This is a genomic window from Alkaliphilus sp. B6464 (genome assembly GCF_018141165.1).
In the GTDB taxonomy this organism is placed as follows: domain Bacteria; phylum Bacillota; class Clostridia; order Peptostreptococcales; family Natronincolaceae; genus Alkaliphilus_B.
In genome coordinates this window covers 492,399-511,736 of sequence record NZ_CP058557.1, presented here as the reverse complement: position 1 = coordinate 511,736, position 19,338 = coordinate 492,399, and the positions used below count along the sequence as shown (strand labels likewise).

Annotated in this window: 18 protein-coding genes and 1 other annotated feature (1 of these 19 cut by a window edge); of the genes, 14 read left to right on the top strand and 4 right to left on the bottom strand. The window is 32.4% G+C overall.

Translation table 11 applies throughout. The features are described 5' to 3' along the window. The first annotated feature begins 9 nt into the window (after positions 1–9). From HYG84_RS20720 to HYG84_RS02310, 3 genes are all read left to right on the top strand, one after another. Positions 10–159, top strand: coding sequence for a hypothetical protein (locus HYG84_RS20720; protein WP_334301092.1), 150 nt, complete (start codon positions 10–12; stop codon positions 157–159). Between the two features lie 141 nt (positions 160–300). Continuing rightward, positions 301–639, top strand: a complete 339-nt coding sequence (locus HYG84_RS02315; RefSeq protein ID WP_212380455.1) for a PadR family transcriptional regulator — start codon at positions 301–303, stop codon at positions 637–639. Beyond that, entirely contained in the window at positions 623–1,999 is a 1,377-nt protein-coding gene (locus tag HYG84_RS02310) for an FtsW/RodA/SpoVE family cell cycle protein (protein ID WP_212380453.1), read from the top strand. Before HYG84_RS02315 ends, HYG84_RS02310 begins: the two co-directional genes overlap by 17 nt. Positions 2,000–2,209: 210 nt before the next feature. Here the strand turns inward: HYG84_RS02310 and HYG84_RS02305 are convergent, their stop codons facing one another. Next, positions 2,210–3,610: an MATE family efflux transporter gene (locus tag HYG84_RS02305; RefSeq protein ID WP_212380451.1), complete on the bottom strand. Its 1,401-nt coding sequence runs from the start codon at positions 3,608–3,610 to the stop codon at positions 2,210–2,212. A 284-nt stretch (positions 3,611–3,894) separates the two neighbouring features. Between HYG84_RS02305 and HYG84_RS02300 the strand changes: the two genes are divergently transcribed. Then, positions 3,895–4,281, top strand: coding sequence for a hypothetical protein (locus HYG84_RS02300; RefSeq protein ID WP_212380449.1), 387 nt, complete (start codon positions 3,895–3,897; stop codon positions 4,279–4,281). A 169-nt stretch (positions 4,282–4,450) separates the two neighbouring features. Here the strand turns inward: HYG84_RS02300 and HYG84_RS02295 are convergent, their stop codons facing one another. After that, a complete protein-coding gene (locus HYG84_RS02295) occupies positions 4,451–5,320 on the bottom strand; it encodes an alpha/beta hydrolase (protein WP_212380447.1) in 870 nt (289 codons plus the stop codon). 194 nt (positions 5,321–5,514) lie between these two features. On the opposite strand from HYG84_RS02295, the gene allC reads away from it, so the two are divergent. From allC to HYG84_RS02245, 10 genes are all read left to right on the top strand, one after another. Then, positions 5,515–6,741: an allantoate deiminase gene (allC, locus tag HYG84_RS02290; protein WP_212380445.1), complete on the top strand. Its 1,227-nt coding sequence runs from the start codon at positions 5,515–5,517 to the stop codon at positions 6,739–6,741. Positions 6,742–6,758: 17 nt separating this feature from the next. Beyond that, complete coding sequence (locus HYG84_RS02285; protein ID WP_212380443.1) at positions 6,759–8,000, top strand: MFS transporter; 1,242 nt, start codon at positions 6,759–6,761, stop codon at positions 7,998–8,000. A gap of 35 nt (positions 8,001–8,035) precedes the next feature. Next, positions 8,036–8,827, top strand: a complete 792-nt coding sequence (allE, locus tag HYG84_RS02280; RefSeq protein WP_212380441.1) for a (S)-ureidoglycine aminohydrolase — start codon at positions 8,036–8,038, stop codon at positions 8,825–8,827. A gap of 32 nt (positions 8,828–8,859) precedes the next feature. Then, complete coding sequence (allD, locus tag HYG84_RS02275; protein ID WP_212380439.1) at positions 8,860–9,912, top strand: ureidoglycolate dehydrogenase; 1,053 nt, start codon at positions 8,860–8,862, stop codon at positions 9,910–9,912. Between the two features lie 14 nt (positions 9,913–9,926). Further along, the gene (fdrA, locus tag HYG84_RS02270) at positions 9,927–11,678 is read left to right on the top strand and encodes an acyl-CoA synthetase FdrA (protein WP_212380437.1); all 1,752 of its coding nucleotides are present in this window, start codon (positions 9,927–9,929) and stop codon (positions 11,676–11,678) included. Between the two features lie 16 nt (positions 11,679–11,694). Beyond that, positions 11,695–12,960: a DUF1116 domain-containing protein gene (locus HYG84_RS02265; protein ID WP_212380435.1), complete on the top strand. Its 1,266-nt coding sequence runs from the start codon at positions 11,695–11,697 to the stop codon at positions 12,958–12,960. A gap of 22 nt (positions 12,961–12,982) precedes the next feature. Further along, positions 12,983–13,825: a DUF2877 domain-containing protein gene (locus tag HYG84_RS02260; protein ID WP_212380433.1), complete on the top strand. Its 843-nt coding sequence runs from the start codon at positions 12,983–12,985 to the stop codon at positions 13,823–13,825. 58 nt (positions 13,826–13,883) lie between these two features. Further along, positions 13,884–15,101, top strand: coding sequence for a dicarboxylate/amino acid:cation symporter (locus HYG84_RS02255; RefSeq protein ID WP_212380431.1), 1,218 nt, complete (start codon positions 13,884–13,886; stop codon positions 15,099–15,101). A gap of 17 nt (positions 15,102–15,118) precedes the next feature. Continuing rightward, positions 15,119–16,045, top strand: coding sequence for a carbamate kinase (gene arcC / locus HYG84_RS02250; protein ID WP_212380429.1), 927 nt, complete (start codon positions 15,119–15,121; stop codon positions 16,043–16,045). Positions 16,046–16,330: 285 nt separating this feature from the next. Continuing rightward, the gene (locus HYG84_RS02245; protein ID WP_212380427.1) at positions 16,331–17,953 is read left to right on the top strand and encodes a PucR family transcriptional regulator; all 1,623 of its coding nucleotides are present in this window, start codon (positions 16,331–16,333) and stop codon (positions 17,951–17,953) included. 134 nt (positions 17,954–18,087) lie between these two features. On the opposite strand, the gene HYG84_RS02240 is transcribed toward HYG84_RS02245, so the two are convergent. Together HYG84_RS02240 and HYG84_RS02235 are read right to left on the bottom strand one after the other, a co-directional pair. Then, positions 18,088–18,738: a polysaccharide deacetylase family protein gene (locus tag HYG84_RS02240; protein ID WP_212380425.1), complete on the bottom strand. Its 651-nt coding sequence runs from the start codon at positions 18,736–18,738 to the stop codon at positions 18,088–18,090. Further along, positions 18,738–19,037 carry a hypothetical protein gene (locus tag HYG84_RS02235; RefSeq protein WP_212380423.1) on the bottom strand — a complete coding sequence of 100 codons (300 nt, stop codon included), beginning with the start codon at positions 19,035–19,037 and terminating at the stop codon, positions 18,738–18,740. The genes HYG84_RS02240 and HYG84_RS02235 overlap by 1 nt, the downstream gene beginning before the upstream one ends. Positions 19,038–19,252: 215 nt before the next feature. Further along, positions 19,253–19,338: a binding site (T-box leader), on the top strand; it runs 160 nt beyond the window's last position.

Genomic DNA, 19,338 nt, shown 5'->3' with positions numbered 1-19,338 from the left:
CAGGTAGAAATAGCAAAATTACAATATAGGCTGCCCCGGTTAATTGGTATTAGGGAATCCTTGGGTCGCCAAGGACGAGGTAGTGGTCTTAAAAATAGAGGTGCTGGGGAAACAAAATTAGACATTCTTGCTAACAGATACGGTAGGATTTATAAATAAATTACCTCACCAACTTGTAAAAACATTTCACTCAACTTTAGAAGAGGTTGCAGAAGCTAATATATTAATACCTTGACAGAACAATAAATTAAATATAATCTATACATAGATATCCGATGTATAGATTAAGGAGGTATACTAGTGAAGATTGATAAGGATCTTATGAAAGGTAGTACAACAATGCTAATACTTAATCTACTTAGTACTAGCGATATGTATGGTTATCAGATGGTAAAGGAATTAGAGAAGCGCTCTGACAATACCTTTACATTAAAAGAGGGAACTATGTATCCAATTTTACATTCCTTAGAGAGTGAAGGTATGGTTGAATCCTATTGGGATGAAGGCGCTTCTGCCCGTAAACGAAAATATTACCACATTACAAATAAAGGGCAAAAATTATTAGATGAAAAGAAAAAGGAATGGGAGGTTTACAGCAGTACTGTAAATAAGGTGATAGGTGGTGCTTGCTTTGAGTAAATATATTTCTGACTTTTTAAATAAGGTATGTGGAGAAATAAAATATAAAGGGGTACATGGAAATATTTCTACAGAACTGCAGGGACACATCTATGAAATAATGGAAAATTACATTGAAAGTGGAATGGATAAAGATAGGGCAATACAAAAAGCAGTGGAGCAAATGGGGGACCCTATTGGAATAGGTAAGGAGTTAAATAAAACTCATAGGCCTAAAACAGAGTGGTCAATAATATTATTAATTGGCGCTATGGTTCTAATTGGTGGTATTACCTTATTTTCAGTTGCAAGTGACACAGCTTCATCAATTAATTTTGATCAATTTTTTAAATTTTACTTAGTTTATACATTAATAGGAATTGGAGCATTTATATCTTGTTACTTTTTCGATTATACTAAGCTTGAAAAGTATTCAATTTATATCTTTATATCAATTATTGCCTTTTTATTTGCAAGTGCAATATTTGGACGTGAATTAAGCGGGACACAATTTATAGGAATTGTAAAAATTAGATTTGCATATTCTACTATAGCACTACCATTTTTTCTTACATCATTTTCAGGACTTGCAAATAAGTGGTCTACTGGAAGTATAAAAGATATGTTAAAACTATTAACATTAGCGGCCTTAGCTGTCATATGTACGCTTTATATATCCTTTACAACTGCTATATTGCTTAGTGCAGGATTTTTAATTATTATTACAAAAGCAATTTTAAATAAAGGATTTAAAGGAAACAGAAAAAGATTTCTATTTTCAATTTATGGTGGAGGAATTACATTAATAAGTATGTTATTATGGGTAAATAATGCAGTAGGATCAAATTATAAGGCTACCCGATTATTTATATTTTTAAATCCTCATTTAGATCCTTATGAAATAGGCTTTATTAGTACTCTTTTAAAATATTTTATGCTTCCAAATGCTAAACTATTTGGGAAAAGTGACAATTTATATTTTAATCACCAAGGAGTTGATAGAATAGTATTACCTGAAGCAAATACAGATTTAGTTTTTGCCTATATCGTTTCCGCATTTGGTTGGATAGTAGGAATTATAACTATAATAGTTATAGTATTAGCTGTTACTCGTATGTTTTTAGCAGTACGAAAAATTAATCATCAGTACGGTAGGTATTTAGCAAGTGCAATAGTATCAGTATTTTCACTACAAGCACTGGCAAGTATTTTAATTAATACAGGTAGGTTACCTATTTCAGGTTTTTCGCTGCCATTTATTTCTTATGGTGGAATTAATTTTGTTATAAATATGGCTTTAATGGGGCTATTACTGAGTGTATATCGTAGGAAGGATTTAGTTACAATAGAGAAAGGATATTGTCAGAGGTCAGGCAGTTAAATATACTACTATTTACAAGATTAGTGAAATAGAATTAATAAATAATGTCTAGGATTAAATTAATCCTAGACATTATTTAAGTTACTTGCAAAATATGACATAGTCTCTAAAATGAAATTAAATCGATTTAAGATATAGATCCAAACTCTCTTCAACTTATTTTGTTATTAATTTACTAAAGTCATAATAATTATCAGTTTCCCTTTTAGTTTATGCATTTTCATATGATTCGCTAGTAAGGCCTTTTTCGCGCCACTTACCTTTTTTATAGAAAAATGTAGTTATAATTGCTCCCATTGTCCAGGAAACCAGTAAAGACACAAAGGTGGATTCAGGTCTTCCTGTAGGATACGCCTCACTTCTTGTTAAATAGGCAATACTGTAGGCTACAGGTACACGAATAACGATAGTATTAATAAGTGAAATCCACATAGGTGTCATTGTATCGCCTGCACCTCGCATAACTCCGAATAAACTCTGGGTTACAGCCATAGCAATATAACCTACTGCGAGGATTCTCATCATATGCATACTTAAATTAACTAGCTCTTCGGTATCGGTAAAAACTCCTACAAGATATTTGCCAAAAATTAAAATTAAGATTGTTATTATAGTAGAAACTCCAACAGCAATCATAAGACCATGTCTAGTTCCCTTTTCTACTCTATCCATTTTTTTAGCTCCGATGTTTTGTCCAGTATATGTAGTCATTGCAGTTCCAAAAGAGAAATTTGGCATCATAGCAAATCCATCTACACGCATAACAATTACATTACAGGCTATAACCATTTCTCCAAAACTATTGGTTAGAGATTGTACAACAATCATTGCAAGGGAGAATATTGCCTGTGTAATACCTGATGGTAATCCAAGTTTTATTAATCTATAAGAATATTCCTTATTTAATTTTAGCATTTTACGATTTAAATCAAAGTTACTTTTCATTCTTATTAATTTAAAAATGCAAAATATTGCTGATATACTCTGTGCTATTATAGTTGCCAGCGCAACACCTGGAACTCCCATGTTAAATTCTGCAACGAACCAAATATCAAGTATTACATTTAAAACTGTAGAAATAAGTAAAAATACAAGTGCTGATATGGAATCTCCAAGACCACGTAAGACACCAGCCAAAATATTATAATAAGCAAAACCCGAAATACCTACGAAATAAATAGTAAGATAATCGGTGCACCAATCAATAATACTATCCGGTGTATTAAGAAAAGAAAGCATAGGGCGGGTCACAATAGGGCCAATAACCATAATTATTATTGATGCAATAGCTGTAAGGGTTATACATGTACCAATGGTATGAGAAAGCCTTTCTCGATCCTTAGCCCCAAAATACTGTGATACCATAATACCAGCACCTACTGATATTCCTACAAAAAGCACAAGTAAAAGATTTAATATAGGGGATGCGCTACCAACGGCAGCAAGTGCGTTGTCACCCACATACTTACCAACAATAATAGAATCAGCAGTGTTATAGAATTGTTGAGCTATATTGCCAATTAACATGGGTATTGCAAACTCTGTTATCCGTTTCCAAGGCGTGCCCTCAGTTAAATCTTTGGGAGAAAACAATTTATTAAATTTCGCCATATCCCTACCTCCTAAATGAACTTAACAAGCTGTAAAAATATATGATAAACTAGTCCTAACATAAATAATGTTTAGGCTATACTAATTACTATATCTTGTAAATTTGTATACATCAAGATTAAGAATAGACTATTTTTAACAATATTATTGGAATAGAATTAATAAATATGGTATCATTAATATAATCTAATCGGAAAAGCGGAGAGCGTATGTCACTTGTAGTAGATTTTACTTAAGTGTAAATATCAACTTAGATGATATAATAATTTCGAGGTGGTGATACCATGGATAAAGAGATATTAGAGTTACTAAAAGCTATGCAATCGGACATGCAAGGGGTAAAAACAGAACTACAAGAAATGAAATCAGAGATTCAAGAAATGAAGCTGGATATACAAGAAACGAAATCAGAGATTCAAGAAATGAAGCTGGATATACAAGAAATGAAAGTAACTCAACAGAATCATACTAAAATGCTAGGAAGCATAACTGACGAGGTAGTAAGATTAAGGGAAGACGTTACAATTTTAAAAGAAGATGCTTTAGTTTTAAAAAGAGATACTGCAATTATAAAAGGAGATATAAAAGAATTAAAAACTGATTTAAGTCTTGTTAAGGTTGTAACAATAAAGCACTCTTACGAAATAGAGGATTTAAAGGCTATTCGATAAAAGAAAATATGTATATAGTGAAGGAAGATATGAAGCATATAGCACATATACCGGGAATGATATTATTGTTTTAACTAAAAATAATAAGGAAAAATAGCTTATACTTACATATAAGCTATTTTTTATTTATAGTTTAGGCAGTTTCATAAATTTTAAATATCCAAGCGCTCTAATCCAATAGTTTATCTAGAAAATTTATACTTTTTTCTAATAATTCATTTGTACTAGAGCTTTTTTCCATTCTATCAAAGTCATGCATATCAGACGATACAAGAAATAGCTCTGAATTAGGGATTAATCTATTCAAGGATTTAGATTCATCAACCGGTACATCAGGGTCGTAGAAGCTATGAGTGAGAAATAGAGGTGGGTATTCACTTGAATTGTTAAGTACCCTTAGGGAGTATTTTAATAATAAATATTTTATTGGTTCATCATAGATTAGTGATAACCAATTACCACTTTGTCTGGCATATACATAAAGAGCATAACGGTCATCTGCAGATTTATCCTTTTTACACAATATATTACTTACTGAATTATAATCCAATTTAGGTAGTTTATCGTAATGAGGATTTGGCTCAGTTGACCAGAAATTTTCTAAAAGTCCATATCCATAATAAGATAAGATCCCAAAGGGATTTTCCGCGTATTTCTCCTTTCCTGCTAATAAACAAAGATAGGCACCAGCAGATCTACCCCATAGACAATAAGGTATATCGGCGTTAAAAATATCATACCTATTGTCAAGATACCAGTTAATGCCGGATATAACGTCTGATAATATATCGGGTATTTTAAACTCAGGTGCTAATCTATAATCGAAAGAAATAATTGCATAGTTATTCTCACAAAATTTCTTAATATGAGTTTGTGGTAAATCATTTCGACTTCCAAACAATAAACCTCCACCATGGAAATATAAAATTACAGCCTTAGGTTTTTTTTGTTTTTGCCTATAAAGGGAGGCATATAAATTTTCCCTATATAGATAATTGTTTATTTCAATATCAATTTTATTAGAAATACAATCTATCATTAATCTACCATCCTATTTATATATTTTGTATATTTCAAGTATATAAAAAACTTTTACTTTATCATTGTACAATATCGACAAAAATCATAATAATTATTATTTAATATGGACATAGATAATGTTAGATCAATTATATACTATGAAATCAGGTTTTATATATAATTAGCTCTATTTAAATTGAAAGGATGGATAGCATGAACATAAGTACAAATGAAATCAGTGACATCATGAATTGGATATCTTCCTATGGATTACTTGAAACAGGGGGAATAACTAGACTTTTATATTCCCAAGAATGGATGGATGTCCAAAATGGACTAAAGGAAAAATTTGAAAGTATAGGAATGAGAGCAAATTTTGATGATATTGGAAACCTTATTGGACACTTAAAAGGTTCAGAAAATTCAGAGGAAACCATTGCTACAGGCTCCCATATTGACACTGTTGTTAATGGTGGTAAATTAGATGGACAGCTAGGTATATTCGGAGGATTTTTAGCAGTTAAACATCTTCTTGAAACATATGGACAACCGAAAAAAAATATTGAAATCATTTCTATGGCGGAAGAAGAAGGAAGTAGATTTCCATATGTATTTTGGGGAAGTAAAAACCTGTTAGGTTTAGCTAATAAAGATGATGTGCTTAATATAACTGATGAAAATGGTACTAAATTTGTTGATGCTATGCATAAACACGGATTTAAATTTAAATCCGATAATAAATCATCTTTATCCCATGTAAAGGCTTTTGTAGAGCTTCATATTGAACAAGGTAATTCATTAGAGATGGAAGGAAAGTCTGTAGGTGTAATTACAGATATAGTTGGACAAAGAAGATACAATATTACATTAAAAGGTGAAGCAAATCATGCAGGTACTACTCTTATGGAATACCGTAAGGATGTAATTCAAGTATTTGCACAGATTGTAAATGAATCCATTAATAAGGCTAAAGAAAAAGGAAATCCACTTGTATTAACCTTCGGAAAAATTAATATTAAACCAAATACTGTAAACGTAGTGCCAGGTTTTGCAGAGTTTACTATGGATTGTAGACATACAGATGGTAGCTTCTTAAAAGAATTTACTACAGAAATTGAAGAAGATATGAAACGTATAGCTAAGGATGCAAACGTTGAAATTGAAATTGATAGATGGATGGATGAAGAACCTGTTCCAATGGATAAAAACGTTATTAGTATGATTGAAGAAGCATGCAAGGAGAAAGGTTTAAACTATAAATTAATGCATAGTGGTGCTGGACATGACTCACAGATTATTGCACCACATATTAAGACAGGTATGATATTTGTTCCAAGTGTTAAGGGAATCAGTCATAATCCAAAAGAGTTCACAGAACTTGAAGACTTAAAGCAAGGTATAGAAGCATTGGCAGCAGCGATTTACAAATTAGCATACTAAATAAGGGGGATATTATTATGGAAGGTAATAAAGATGTTAATGTATTGCCAAAGAATTATTGGAAGACTATTGTTTTTACATTCTGTTTAGGTTGGGTTGTTATTTGGATCTATAGGGCTATGCTATCACCAATTTATTCAGAAATTCAAGGTACTATAGGAACTCAGACGAATGCAGCCATGGGTCTAATCGCAAGCTGTTATTTCTTCGGATATACGTCAATGCAGATTCCTTCAGGTTTCCTAGTCGATCGATTTGGTCAAAAAAAGGTGTTGATTCCAGGATTTATTCTATTTGCGTTAGGTGCATTTTCTATTTCTCAAGCGACAAATCTAATGATGATTTATGTTGGTAGTGTATTTGCAGGGGTAGGTTGTGGTACTTATTATGGAGCAGCATTCTCTTTAACTGCACAACACGTTCCAGCAGAGAAAAAAGGTTTATCAACAGCGATCGTAAATAGTGGATCAGCATTGGGTATGATTATTGGTATGACAGGTTCAAGTTATGTAGTAAAAACTTTACAACTACCTTGGCAAACCATGGTTATGATCTCAGCTTCTTTGATAGTTTTACTAATAATATGGTTCGCTGTAGCTATTAAAAATACATCTGTAGTTAGAAAAGCTAAGGTTAAAGAAACAGAATTAGTAAATGAAGATATTAAAACAGGCTCACTATTCAGTTTAAGGATGATTTCTTGCTATCTTTTATACTTTACAACTTGTTACACATATTACCTAATAGTAACATGGCTGCCAAAATTCCTAGAATCTGAAAGAGGAATTTCAGGTGGAATGATAGGTCTAATAGTATCCATGATTTCGGTAACAGCAGTTCCAGGAGCACTATACTTTGCGAATATGTCAGATAAAAAAAGAGATAAGAAATCTAAAATAATCATGGGGTTAGAATTAGCTGCCTTTGTTTTAATAGCATTATCTATGATGGCACCAAATGCAACATTCCTAGCTATTATCCTACTATTATATGGATTCTTAGGAAAAATGGCAGTGGATCCAGTATTAATTTCCTTTATATCTGATAATGCAAGTAAGAAAGATCTTGCTACAAAATTAGGGATGTTCAATTTCTTTGGAATGTCATCATCAATAGTAGCACCTGCCTTTACAGGTTATATCATAGATAAAACAGGTTCAGGTGAGCTAGGTTTTTATATTGGAGCAGGATTATTGCTTATAGGTACAACTGTATTTATATTTGTAAATGCTAAGAAACATAAGGAACAAGTAGCTTAGTTAATTAAAAAATATTGTATTAGGAGGATGTTAAATTGAGTTATAAAAATGGAGTAATGGGCTATAGAGAAGGTATATTAGCAAATCGATCAATTGTAAAAAAGAATAACTATGCATTAATTGAACCTGATGGAATTGTTAAAAATGCAATTATAGGATTTGAAAACTGTGATGTTACAATTTTGTCTTCACCTAAAATTGGTGCAAGTTTTGTAGATTATTTATTGACCATTAAAGAAGATGGAAAAAATCATTTAGGATTTGGTGGAGAAGATATAGAGATTTTCTTTTATATATTTGAAGGAAATGTAAAGGTATGGAATGATGATAAGTCTGAAAATTTAACTGATGGTGGATATATCTTTAGTCCTGCTGGAAAGAAACTATATTTTGAAAATATTGGTAGTGAGCCAGCAAAAGGATTTTTATATAAGAGAGTTTATGACAAGATAGAGGGTTATGAAGCTCATACAGTAATTGGAAATAGTAATGATCTAGAAGAAATAGCGTATGAAGGCATGACAGATGTAATAGTAAAGGACTTTTTACCTGCTGCAAATAACTTTGGATTTGATATGAACTTCCATATTTTATCATTTAAGCCTGGAGCAAGCCATGGATATATAGAAACCCACTTCCAAGAGCATGGTGCTTATATTTTCTCTGGACAAGGAATGTACAACCTTGACAATGAGTGGGTACCAGTAGAAAAAGGAGATTATATATTTATGAGTGCATACTGCCCACAGGCAGCATATGGCATAGGAAGAGATGAAGAATTTGCTTATATTTATTCAAAGGATTGCAATAGGGATGCTAAACTGTAAATGTCATTAGAAGGCTAAAGGAGGTAAAAATAATGAAGGTTAGTGAAAATAAATTAAAGGATTTAATGAAAAATAAATTTATAAAAGCAGGACTATCTGAAGAACACTCAGAAAAAGCAGCTGAAATTTTAACATGGGCAGACGCCAGGGGAATTCATTCCCATGGTGCTGTTCGTGTGGAATATTATTCTGAAAGAATTGCAAAGGGTGGAATTAATACAAATCCAAACTTTAGATTTGAAAAGACTGGACCAGCAAGTGGAATTTACCATGGGGAAAACGGAAATGGTTTTGTAGCAGCTTCCAATGCTATGGATGAAGCTATTAAGATGGCTAAGGAATCAGGTATTGCCGTTGTAGGAATTAAAAATATCTCCCATAGCGGAAGTCTAGGTTACTATGTAGAAAAGGCAGCTATGAATGACCTGGTAGCAATATCAGTATGTCAATCAGATCCAATGGTAGTACCATATGGTGGTAGTGAGCCTTATTATGGAACTAACCCAATAGCCTTTTCTGCACCAACTTCAGATGAAAGAAGAGTTGTATTTGACATGGCAACTACTGTGCAAGCTTGGGGTAAAGTCCTGCATGCTCGTTCTAAAAAAGAACCTATTCCAGATACTTGGGCAGTTGACGAAAATGGAAATCCAACTACAGATCCAAGTAAGGTAAATGCCTTGGTTCCAGCTGCAGGTCCAAAAGGATATGGATTAATGATGATGGTTGATATTTTATCCGGTGTAATGCTAGGCTTACCATTTGGTAAACATGTGTCATCAATGTATGAGGATTTATCAAAAGGAAGAGATCTTGGACAGCTGCATATTGTAATTGATCCATCAAGATTTATAGATATAGATATGTTCAAAGAAAACATGGCTACAGTTTTAGATGAACTTAGTGAAAGTAAACCTGCTCAAGGAGTTGATAAGGTTTATTATCCTGGTGAACTTGGCTTATTAAGAAAGAAAAAATATGAAGATACAGGTGGAATAGAAATAGTAGATGATATCTATGAGTATTTAATTAGTGATGATGTTCATTATGACAGATACGACCATAAAAATAAATTTGCTGAATAGGAAGTGATTTAGATATGTTAAGAACCTTTGTAAAAAAAGGAAGTTATCAGGATTCAGTAGTTTTAATGCTACTTACAGGTAAAATATCTTCCATAGATGGAGTAAATAAGGTATCCATAATGATGGGTACCCCTGCAAATAAGGATATTTTTAAGGCAGGGGGAATGGAAACTCCTGAATTAATGGAAGCAAGCTCTAATGATATGGTAGTAGTAGTAGATTCTGACTTAGAGAATATTGAAGAAATATTACAAAAAGAAACAGATGAATTTTTAAATAAACAATCCTCAAAATCTGGGGCAGCAAAAGATAAATCAGCAAAGTCTTGGGAACAAGCATTAGATATATTACCTGGGGCAAATCTAGCTCTAATATCTATTCCTGGAGCTTATGCTGCAATAGAGGCTGATAGAGCCTTAGATGAAAATTTAAATGTATTTATGTTTAGTGATAATGTATCATTAGAAGATGAAGCTCGTTTAAAGAAAAAAGCACATGAAAAGGGACTAATGGTGATGGGTCCAGATTGTGGTACAGGTATAATCCATGGTGTTCCAGTCGCATTTGCCAATTATGTTGAAAAAGGAAAAATTGGAATAGTTGGTGCGTCAGGTACAGGTATTCAAGAATTAACTACAATTATAGATAGACTTGGTGAAGGAGTAACAAATGCAATTGGAACTGGAGGAAGAGATTTATCTACTACAGTTGGTGGTATTACAATGCTTGATGCTATCAATGTACTGGAGCAGGATCCAAGTGTGGAGGTTATGATAATAGTATCAAAACCACCTGCAAAACAAGTCAGAGATAAGATAGTAAAAAGGCTAGAATCTGTTGAAAAGCCTGTAATCACACTATTTTTAGGAGAAAAACCTGAAACTCATGAGAAGGGCTTTTATCATGCATATACCTTAGATGAGGCAGCAAGAATAGCTGTAAAACTTATAAGAAATGAAGCTATAGAGTTAGGTGATTATGTAATTAATCAAGATGGTGGATTTAATAAGACTGAAGAAATGACTATTAAAGCATTTTATTCAGGAGGAACCCTTGCATATGAGGCAGCTATATTGATTAAGGATACAATGAAATTATCTTCAAGTTCTGAAGTGAGAGAAGGATATATTCTAGATGCTGCTGGACATGAAGTAATCGATTTAGGGGATGATATTTATACCCAAGGTAAGCCTCATCCTATGATTGATGCTAGTACAAGAGTTGAATACATGAAAAAGGCTGCAAATGATAAATCTACAGGTGTTATTCTATTTGATTTAGTTCTAGGGTATGGCTCACATATTGATATGGCTAATGAACTATCCCAGGGTATTAAATTATTACAGAAAAAAGCTGAAGAAGAAAACCGCAAACTTTATTTTGTAACTACTATATGTGGTACGAAGAAAGATGTTCAAAACTATGACTATCAGAAGAAACAAATGGAAGACTTAGGTGTTATAGTATGTGATAGCAACAAAGCTGCTGTAGAAATGGCAATGCATCTTATTGGATATAAGTACCAAGAACTAAATAAGGAGATACTTCCAAGGAAGGTTAGAAAAGAAAATAACCCAGAGGTATCTGAGAAATTAAAGGAATTGATTGAGCATAAGCCTAGAGTTATAAATATCGGATTGAAGAGCTTTTCTGAAGTTTTAGAAGACTTTAAGTGCGAAGTTGTTCAGTACAATTGGGCACCACCTGCTGGGGGCGATGTCAAATTAATTAAGGTACTACAATTTCTTAGAGGCTATGGATTATAAGAAAAGGAGGATTACTATGAAATATAAAACAATAGATGAAGCAAACCAGGCGGTTATCCAAAAAATTGTAGCTGCCTTACCTGTAATCTTAGATGTTGTACCAGCACATACTGTAATTAAGGAACTAGAAAACAAGAAGGTTTTACTGCATGCAGGGCCTCCTATTCTGTGGGAGAATATGACAAGCCCTATGCAGGGTTCTTGTATAGGTGCAGTTCTATTTGAAGGATGGGCTAAAGATGAGGATGAGGCTCGTGAATTATTATCATCTGGAGGAGTGGACTTTATTCCATGCCATCATGTAAATGCAGTAGGACCAATGGGCGGTATAACTTCTGCACATATGCCTGTATTTGTAGTAAAAAATACAACGGACGGAAATTATGCATATTGCACACTAAACGAGGGAATCGGAAAAGTATTGAGATTTGGGGCATATTCTGAAGAGGTAGTAAATCGATTAAACTGGATGCGCGATGTACTTGGACCAGTGCTTGGAAAGGCTCTACGTACATTTGAAGGTGGATTAAGTGCAAACCCAATTATTGCAAAATCAATAGCTATGGGGGATGAATTCCATCAAAGAAATATAGCTGCCTCACTGGTATTTTTAAAAGAAATAAGCCCAGTAATTACAAAGCTTGATATTAATGACAAAGAAAAACAAGAAGTAATTCAATTTTTAGCTGATACAGACCAATTTTTCTTAAATATCATGATGGCTTGCTCAAAGGCAATTATGGATGGGGCAAGAATGATAGAAGAAGGTACTGTAGTCACAGCAATGTGTAGGAATGGAGAAAACTTTGGAATCCGAATAAGTGGTATGGGTGATGAGTGGTTTATTGCGCCAGTAAATACTCCACAAGGATTATACTTTACAGGATATGATAGTGAAGATGCAAGTCCTGATATGGGGGACAGCGCCATAACAGAGGCATTTGGAGTAGGTGGAATGGCAATGATAGCAGCACCAGCTGTTACTAGATTTGTAGGAACTGGTGGCTTTGATGATGCTAATAGAATAAGCAACGAAATGGCAGAAATATGTATTGGTCATAATCCAAACTTTATAATTCCTACATGGAGCTTTAAAGGAATTTGTCTTGGAATAGATGCTAGAAAAGTAGTTGAAAAGGGTATAACTCCTGTAATAAATACAGGTATTGCACATAAAATAGCAGGATTTGGACAAATAGGAGCAGGTACAGTAAATCCTCCAATCGCTTGCTTTGAAAAGGCTATTGTAGCCTATGCAAAAAAATTAGGATTTAAAGAATAAAATGGGGAATGGGGAGATTGTAATGAAGGTATTGGAAGGAAAAAAGGCATCAAAACAAATACTTGAATTACTATCTCCTGGCCCTTATAGGATTCATAGCAAATTTAAAAATGGTATAAATATAGAGATATGTGATAAACTTGGCTTTATTGGTATGGGGAATACCAATATTCCACCTATTGGAGTGTCGCTAAAAAGTGATGGGGATAATGATTTCACTGATATTGGAATTGATCACTTATATTGGAATGAAAAACTTAATAGATTTGAATCAAGTGAAATTATTATTGATTTAAGCAATATTGATGTGATAGACAATAGACTTTCTGGCAATTTAAATATGATTACTCTTAATAATTTAGAAAAGCTTGTAGAGATTGTAGATAGTGACATAGTTACAGGGTTTGGGAAGACAATTGGATATTTATCAAGTATAGAAGATGACTTTGTAAAGGATCTGTGTTTAAAATTTAGCTGCTTAAATCCCATTGAGATTGAGAATACATTGAAGAAGTGGATTGGGAGAGGAATTGGATTGACCCCTTCTGGAGATGACTTCTTACAAGGAATATTATATATAAATGAGATGGTTCCTATCCTAGGAATTGAATTTATGGAAGTATTAAAAATTTTAATTAATATTGGTGAATATACAACTGATATTAGTAACAACTACTTTCAATGTGCCCTTTGTAAAATGTATTCAAGTACATTAATATATCTTCAGGACTCTATTATTATAGGTGATTCTAAAGCAATTAAAAGATTTATAGATGAATTATTGGAATTTGGGAATACCTCAGGATCAGATATTTTAGCAGGAATTTTAACAGGGATAAATTATGCGCTAAAGTATCATATATAGATATTCGTATAAAAAATATAATTCAGAAGTTAAGTCAAAATTTAAGATGGAGATCATAATGAAAATAAAAAAACTTTCAATGATAAAACAAATTCTAATTTCAATGGTTATTGGGATAATAGCTGGAATATTACTTGGAGAGAATGCAAGAAGTCTTAAAATTATAGGGGATATTTTCTTAAGATTGATTCAAATGTCAGTGGTCATTCTAATAATGGGTGCAGTTATAGAAGCAGTAGGAAATTTGGATACAAAGGACTTAGGAAGGCTTGGAATAAAGATGATATTTTGGTTCATGTTTTTCACTACTATAGCAGCTACTATAGGGATAGGATTAGGTTTACTTTTAAAACCTGGAGCTGGCGTACTGTTTGAGGCCAGTGGACCAGTAGTAGAGCAGCCTACACAAGAACTTAGTCAAATAATAGTGGACTTTTTTCCTACAAATATAATTAATTCCATGGCAAGTGGAAATATGATTCAAGTAATAGTATTTGCTGTATTATTTGGTACAACTCTAAGCACCCTCAGAGAGAAGAATATGACAAATATGATTCTTGATTGGGTAAAAGATTTAAATGTAGTTATCATAAATATGATTAGTAAAATTATGGTGATTGCACCTATCGGAATTGGTGCACTTTTAGCATATACAACAGGAACAATGGGTATTGGTGTAATACTCCCATTGATGAAATTCTTAATTGTATTCGGAATTGGTACTATTATCCATCTTTTTATAAGTGTTATATTTACTGCAATATATTGTAAGACAAGTCCTATACGTATAGCAAGAAAGCTTACAAATATGACAGTTATGGCATTTACCACCACCTCTTCAGCTGTAACATTACCAATAAAAATGAAGGACAGTGAAACAAAACTAGGTGTAAGTAGTAGGATTTCAAATCTTGTAAATCCTTTGGCGATGACACTAAATAGTAATGGACTATCTATGTTTTTAACATTAGCATGTATTACGGTAGCACAAATATATAAAATAGAAATAGATATCCCATCCATTATTAAAATCGTAACATTATCTACATTAGCTTGTTTAGGAACAGTGGTGGTTCCTGGCGGGGGATTAGTAGCATTAGCTATTGTAATGCCAAGTATAGGATTACCACTAGAAGGTATTGTTCTTATATCTGGTATAGATTGGTTTTCAGGAATGTTTAGAACAGTATTAAATGTTGACACTGATGCTTTGATTTCAATGCTTATGGCAAAGGATACGAAAGAATTAAATTATGATATACTAAATAGCGATTAGGTAAACCAGGAGGAGATATGATGAATAAGAAAAAGAAAATAGTAATAGCCTTAGGTGGCAATGCCCTAGGAAATAATCTGGAGGAGCAAAAAATGGCTGTTAAAACAACAGCAATTGCCATAGTTGATTTGATAGAAGAAGGTTGCGATGTGGTGATTGCACATGGAAATGGCCCACAAGTGGGAATGATACACAGTGCTATGTCTAGTATCTCATCAATACCATTATATGTTAGTGGAGCAATGAGTCAGACTTATATAGGTCTTGATTTGGAAAATGCACTTAGGGATGAATTATTAAATAGAGGAATAAAAGATATGCCAGTAGCTACAGTAATGACACAGGTTGTAGTTGACAAAGAAGATAAATCGTTTGAAAACCCAACAAAACCAATTGGAAGATTTATGTCCCTTGAAGAGGCAAATCTAGCAAAACAAGAACATGGATATGATATAGTAGAAGACTCTGGTAGAGGATATAGAAGAGTTGTTCCATCACCATCACCTAAAAAGATAGTTGAAATCGACTCAATTAATACTCTAGTTGAAAGAGGACAATTGGTAATTTGTTGTGGCGGAGGTGGTATACCAGTTATACAAGAAGGAAATAGCTTAATTGGTGTTGAGGCAGTAATCGATAAGGATTTTGTAAGTTGTTTATTGGCAAAAGAATTAGATGCAGACTTTTTAATAATTCTAACTGCTGTGGAGAAAGTAGCAATAAACTTTGGCAAAGAAAATGAAAAGTGGTTATCTGACTTAAACATTGAGGAAGCTAAAGGATATATAGAAGAAGGTCATTTTGCACCAGGGTCTATGCTACCTAAGATTGAAGCTGCTCTAGACTTTGCAGGCTCTAAAGAGGGAAGAGCTGCACTTATTACCCAATTAGAGAAAGCTAAGGAAGGCATAAACGGAGAAACTGGAACTAGAATTCATATGTAGTTTTAAAATATAACAATTAAAAAGTATATTGTTTAAAAGGTAGATTTTCAATAGATGAAAATCTACCTTTTTATGTGATTAATTATTGTTAATAACTGGATGTTGTGACATAAAACGTGATAATATAGAGGTTTATGAAACAGTCGGATTACTTTTTTATTGATTATTATTATAGATTATACTAAAATAAAAACAAGTATGATATTACTCAAGAAAGTTTATATGGCTAATAAAATGTGTCGTTAAAGATTACTTGTACCAAATTAGGATTTGGAGGTTAATTAAATGACAGTTGAAGAATTATTTGAAATAGAAAGTTTTAAAAAGTTTAAAGTAATAAATAATAATGCTGATTTAACTAGAAGGATTATAACTGTTGAATCCACTGAAACACCAGATGTAGTAAATTATCTTACACCCAATTCGTTACTTATAACTACTGCTATGTCCTACCAAAATAACCAAGAAGGTTTAATAGATTTAATATACACATTAAATAATCTTCCTTGCGCGGGGCTTGCTATTAAGCTTGGAAGATTTATTGACAAATTAGATGAAAGGGTAATCCAGGTTTCTGATGAATTGGGATTTCCACTATTACAAATTCCATTAGAAATGACATTAGGAGAAGTTTATCATAATCTACTATCCCACCTTTGGAACAATCAAAATGAAGAATTGTTATCAGCTCTAAATACTCAAAAAAAGTTTTCAAATCTTGTAATTCAAGGTACTCCCATAAAAACTATGCTCAACAACCTTGGTCATGCCTTAAAAAAGCCTGTTGCATTAATGAACCCCTTTGGCCAAATTATCAGCTATAATTCTACTTGTACAAAGGAGAAGGTAGCATTAGCAGAAAAAACCTTCCATAAATATGAATTATATAATCGAAAGAGCGGCGAGTTCGCATCGATCAAGGATAATCAAGTGGAAAAAACTTCAATATTTACCATTAAAAATGTGGGGCAAAATTATTATTATCTTTTTGTTTTTGATAGCAAAAATAAGGTTGCTGCCTTATCTGAAATGGTAATTGAACAGGTACTTCTAATCTTCAGAGTGTCAATGTATAAGAATCTGTATATGTTGGGTAATGCTCTTAAAAACAAAGAAGAATTTCTGAATATTTTGTTAAACAGATATAAAGATGAGTCTTGGACATCTCATCAGCTGATGGTAATTGGTGAGAAGTATGGGTTGTTAGATTCTGAGGATTATACTGTTATCTTGGGGACATTAGAAACATTTGAAGGCCAAAAATTCAACTATACCAATTTTTCCAGTAAGGAGGAACAATATGTAGCAATATATGATTGGATGGATAGAGAAATAAATAGAATTTTTAATGGTAGGATAATTATGTTTCCTGAAGCTTCAAATTTTAGATTTCTAATTCTATTGCAAGGGAATTGTCCAGATATGCTTGATATATTGTCAGATTTTCATGATATGGTACAGAAGATATTCAAGATTAATATCATCTTTTCATATGGAAATAGTATGGTAGATATCAATTCTATTAAGTTTTCCTATAAAGAAGCAATAGAAGGCTATAGATACGGTGAATGTAAAGGAAACATTTCATATATCAAATACTATAGACCCAAGAACGCTTCTGAATTATTAAAATCCGTATCAAATGAGCAAGTTCAAGGTTTCTGCTTACACATATTAAAGGAATTGGCATATAGCACAGATGAAATGATGTTAGAATTGCGTAGGACATTGCAAGTATATCTAGAATGCAGATGCAGTATAACTGCTACAGCAAGAAGGATGTTTTTGCATAGAAATACCATAAAGTATAGGATAAAAAAATGTGAAGATATATTGGGTAATGATTTATCAGATTTTGATTACTGCTTCCAATTACAATTGGGGCTAATGCTATTGGAAAATCAATAACAGACTTAAAAAGATATTAATTCTATGCTGGGTTTTCACTTATGCATAATATGTAATCTGCAAAGAAGTAAGGTGGTATTCTTGCCACCTTGACTAGAAGTATTAGTTATATTTAAGTTAAAAGGTTAGAGTAATTATTTTTTAAACTGCACATAAAAAGAATCTTTATGGAGTACATCAAAAGTATAATCTTCTTTTAATAGTTCTTCAATTATAATTGGCAAAGCTTCTACAGTAGTCGTTTTTGGAATACTATCGTGAAATAAAACTATGGCCGGGTCATTGTTTCTAACACCGTCTAGTACGGATTCTATAATTACATCTTTACTTTGTTTCACTACTTTAGCATCCTTTGAGTCTACATTCCAGTCGAAATATTGATAACCATTGTAAAGCATCTTTGTAGTAATGCGCTTCATAAATTTTTCATCCGAGTATTTATGAGGAATTCTTGTATTTGACCCTCCGGGAAAACGCATAATATCCATTTTTACTCCTGCTACATCATATATGTAATCTTCCAGCTTTTTAAAATCTTGTATAAAATTTTCTTCGGATGCATATATGGTTTTGTAGTTATGGGAATATGTATGGTTTCCTAAAGTGTGGCCCTCATCTACAATTCTTTTATATAGGTTTTTAGAGTGCTCATTTGATGCACCAACTACAAAAAAAGTAGCTTTAATATTATATTCCTTTAATATATCAAGTATTTTAGCTGTATTTATACTAGGGCCATCATCAAAGGTTAGATATACATTTTTCTTAGTTGATGGGGTTGTCATTAGTACATTTGGTCGAAAAAAAGTTCATTCAGCCTTTCTGTTTTCTCCATTAGCTCTTTGTTTTGTTTTTCTAGGTTTTCGGCGGTTATTCTCATATAATGGACATCTTCACTATATTTTAAATGATTATCTATTAATTCCTTATAGCTTGAAAGCACTTCTTTATTTATATTTATTAACTCTTGGTTTTGGCTAGTTAGACTACCAAAGTACCAGTTTTGAAATGAAAGTATTACAAATATAAATAACACTAATAGTATATAGTTTTTATCCTTTAAAATAAAATTTTCTCTTAGCACATCTATTCCCCCAGATATATGATTAGTTGTATACACCTAATAAGAAGTTTATTCATAACAATGCTGAACTATGACAAGCTATTATAATTTAGATATACTATGATTAGTTTATAGATAGTAGCATATATAATCGAATTTTAGGATATAATATATTTTAAATCCTTTGACATTTTACTTCTTTATGATTATAATATTTGTAACACAAAATATAATATAAAAAAACTATGAAGAGAAGAGTAAGTATAGGAAACAATTTTAGCGAGTCGGTGGTGGTGGAAGACCGATATTAAGCCCTATATGG

Coding starts and splice junctions, on each gene's coding strand:
- HYG84_RS02305 (WP_212380451.1), bottom strand. CDS start 3,610: ATGGCGAAATTTAATAAATTGTTTTCTCCCAAAGATTTAACTGAGGGC.
- HYG84_RS02300 (WP_212380449.1), top strand. CDS start 3,895: ATGGATAAAGAGATATTAGAGTTACTAAAAGCTATGCAATCGGACATG.
- HYG84_RS02295 (WP_212380447.1), bottom strand. CDS start 5,320: ATGATAGATTGTATTTCTAATAAAATTGATATTGAAATAAACAATTAT.
- allC (WP_212380445.1), top strand. CDS start 5,515: ATGAACATAAGTACAAATGAAATCAGTGACATCATGAATTGGATATCT.
- HYG84_RS02285 (WP_212380443.1), top strand. CDS start 6,759: ATGGAAGGTAATAAAGATGTTAATGTATTGCCAAAGAATTATTGGAAG.
- allD (WP_212380439.1), top strand. CDS start 8,860: ATGAAGGTTAGTGAAAATAAATTAAAGGATTTAATGAAAAATAAATTT.
- fdrA (WP_212380437.1), top strand. CDS start 9,927: ATGTTAAGAACCTTTGTAAAAAAAGGAAGTTATCAGGATTCAGTAGTT.
- HYG84_RS02265 (WP_212380435.1), top strand. CDS start 11,695: ATGAAATATAAAACAATAGATGAAGCAAACCAGGCGGTTATCCAAAAA.
- HYG84_RS02260 (WP_212380433.1), top strand. CDS start 12,983: ATGAAGGTATTGGAAGGAAAAAAGGCATCAAAACAAATACTTGAATTA.
- HYG84_RS02255 (WP_212380431.1), top strand. CDS start 13,884: ATGAAAATAAAAAAACTTTCAATGATAAAACAAATTCTAATTTCAATG.
- arcC (WP_212380429.1), top strand. CDS start 15,119: ATGATGAATAAGAAAAAGAAAATAGTAATAGCCTTAGGTGGCAATGCC.
- HYG84_RS02245 (WP_212380427.1), top strand. CDS start 16,331: ATGACAGTTGAAGAATTATTTGAAATAGAAAGTTTTAAAAAGTTTAAA.
- HYG84_RS02240 (WP_212380425.1), bottom strand. CDS start 18,738: ATGACAACCCCATCAACTAAGAAAAATGTATATCTAACCTTTGATGAT.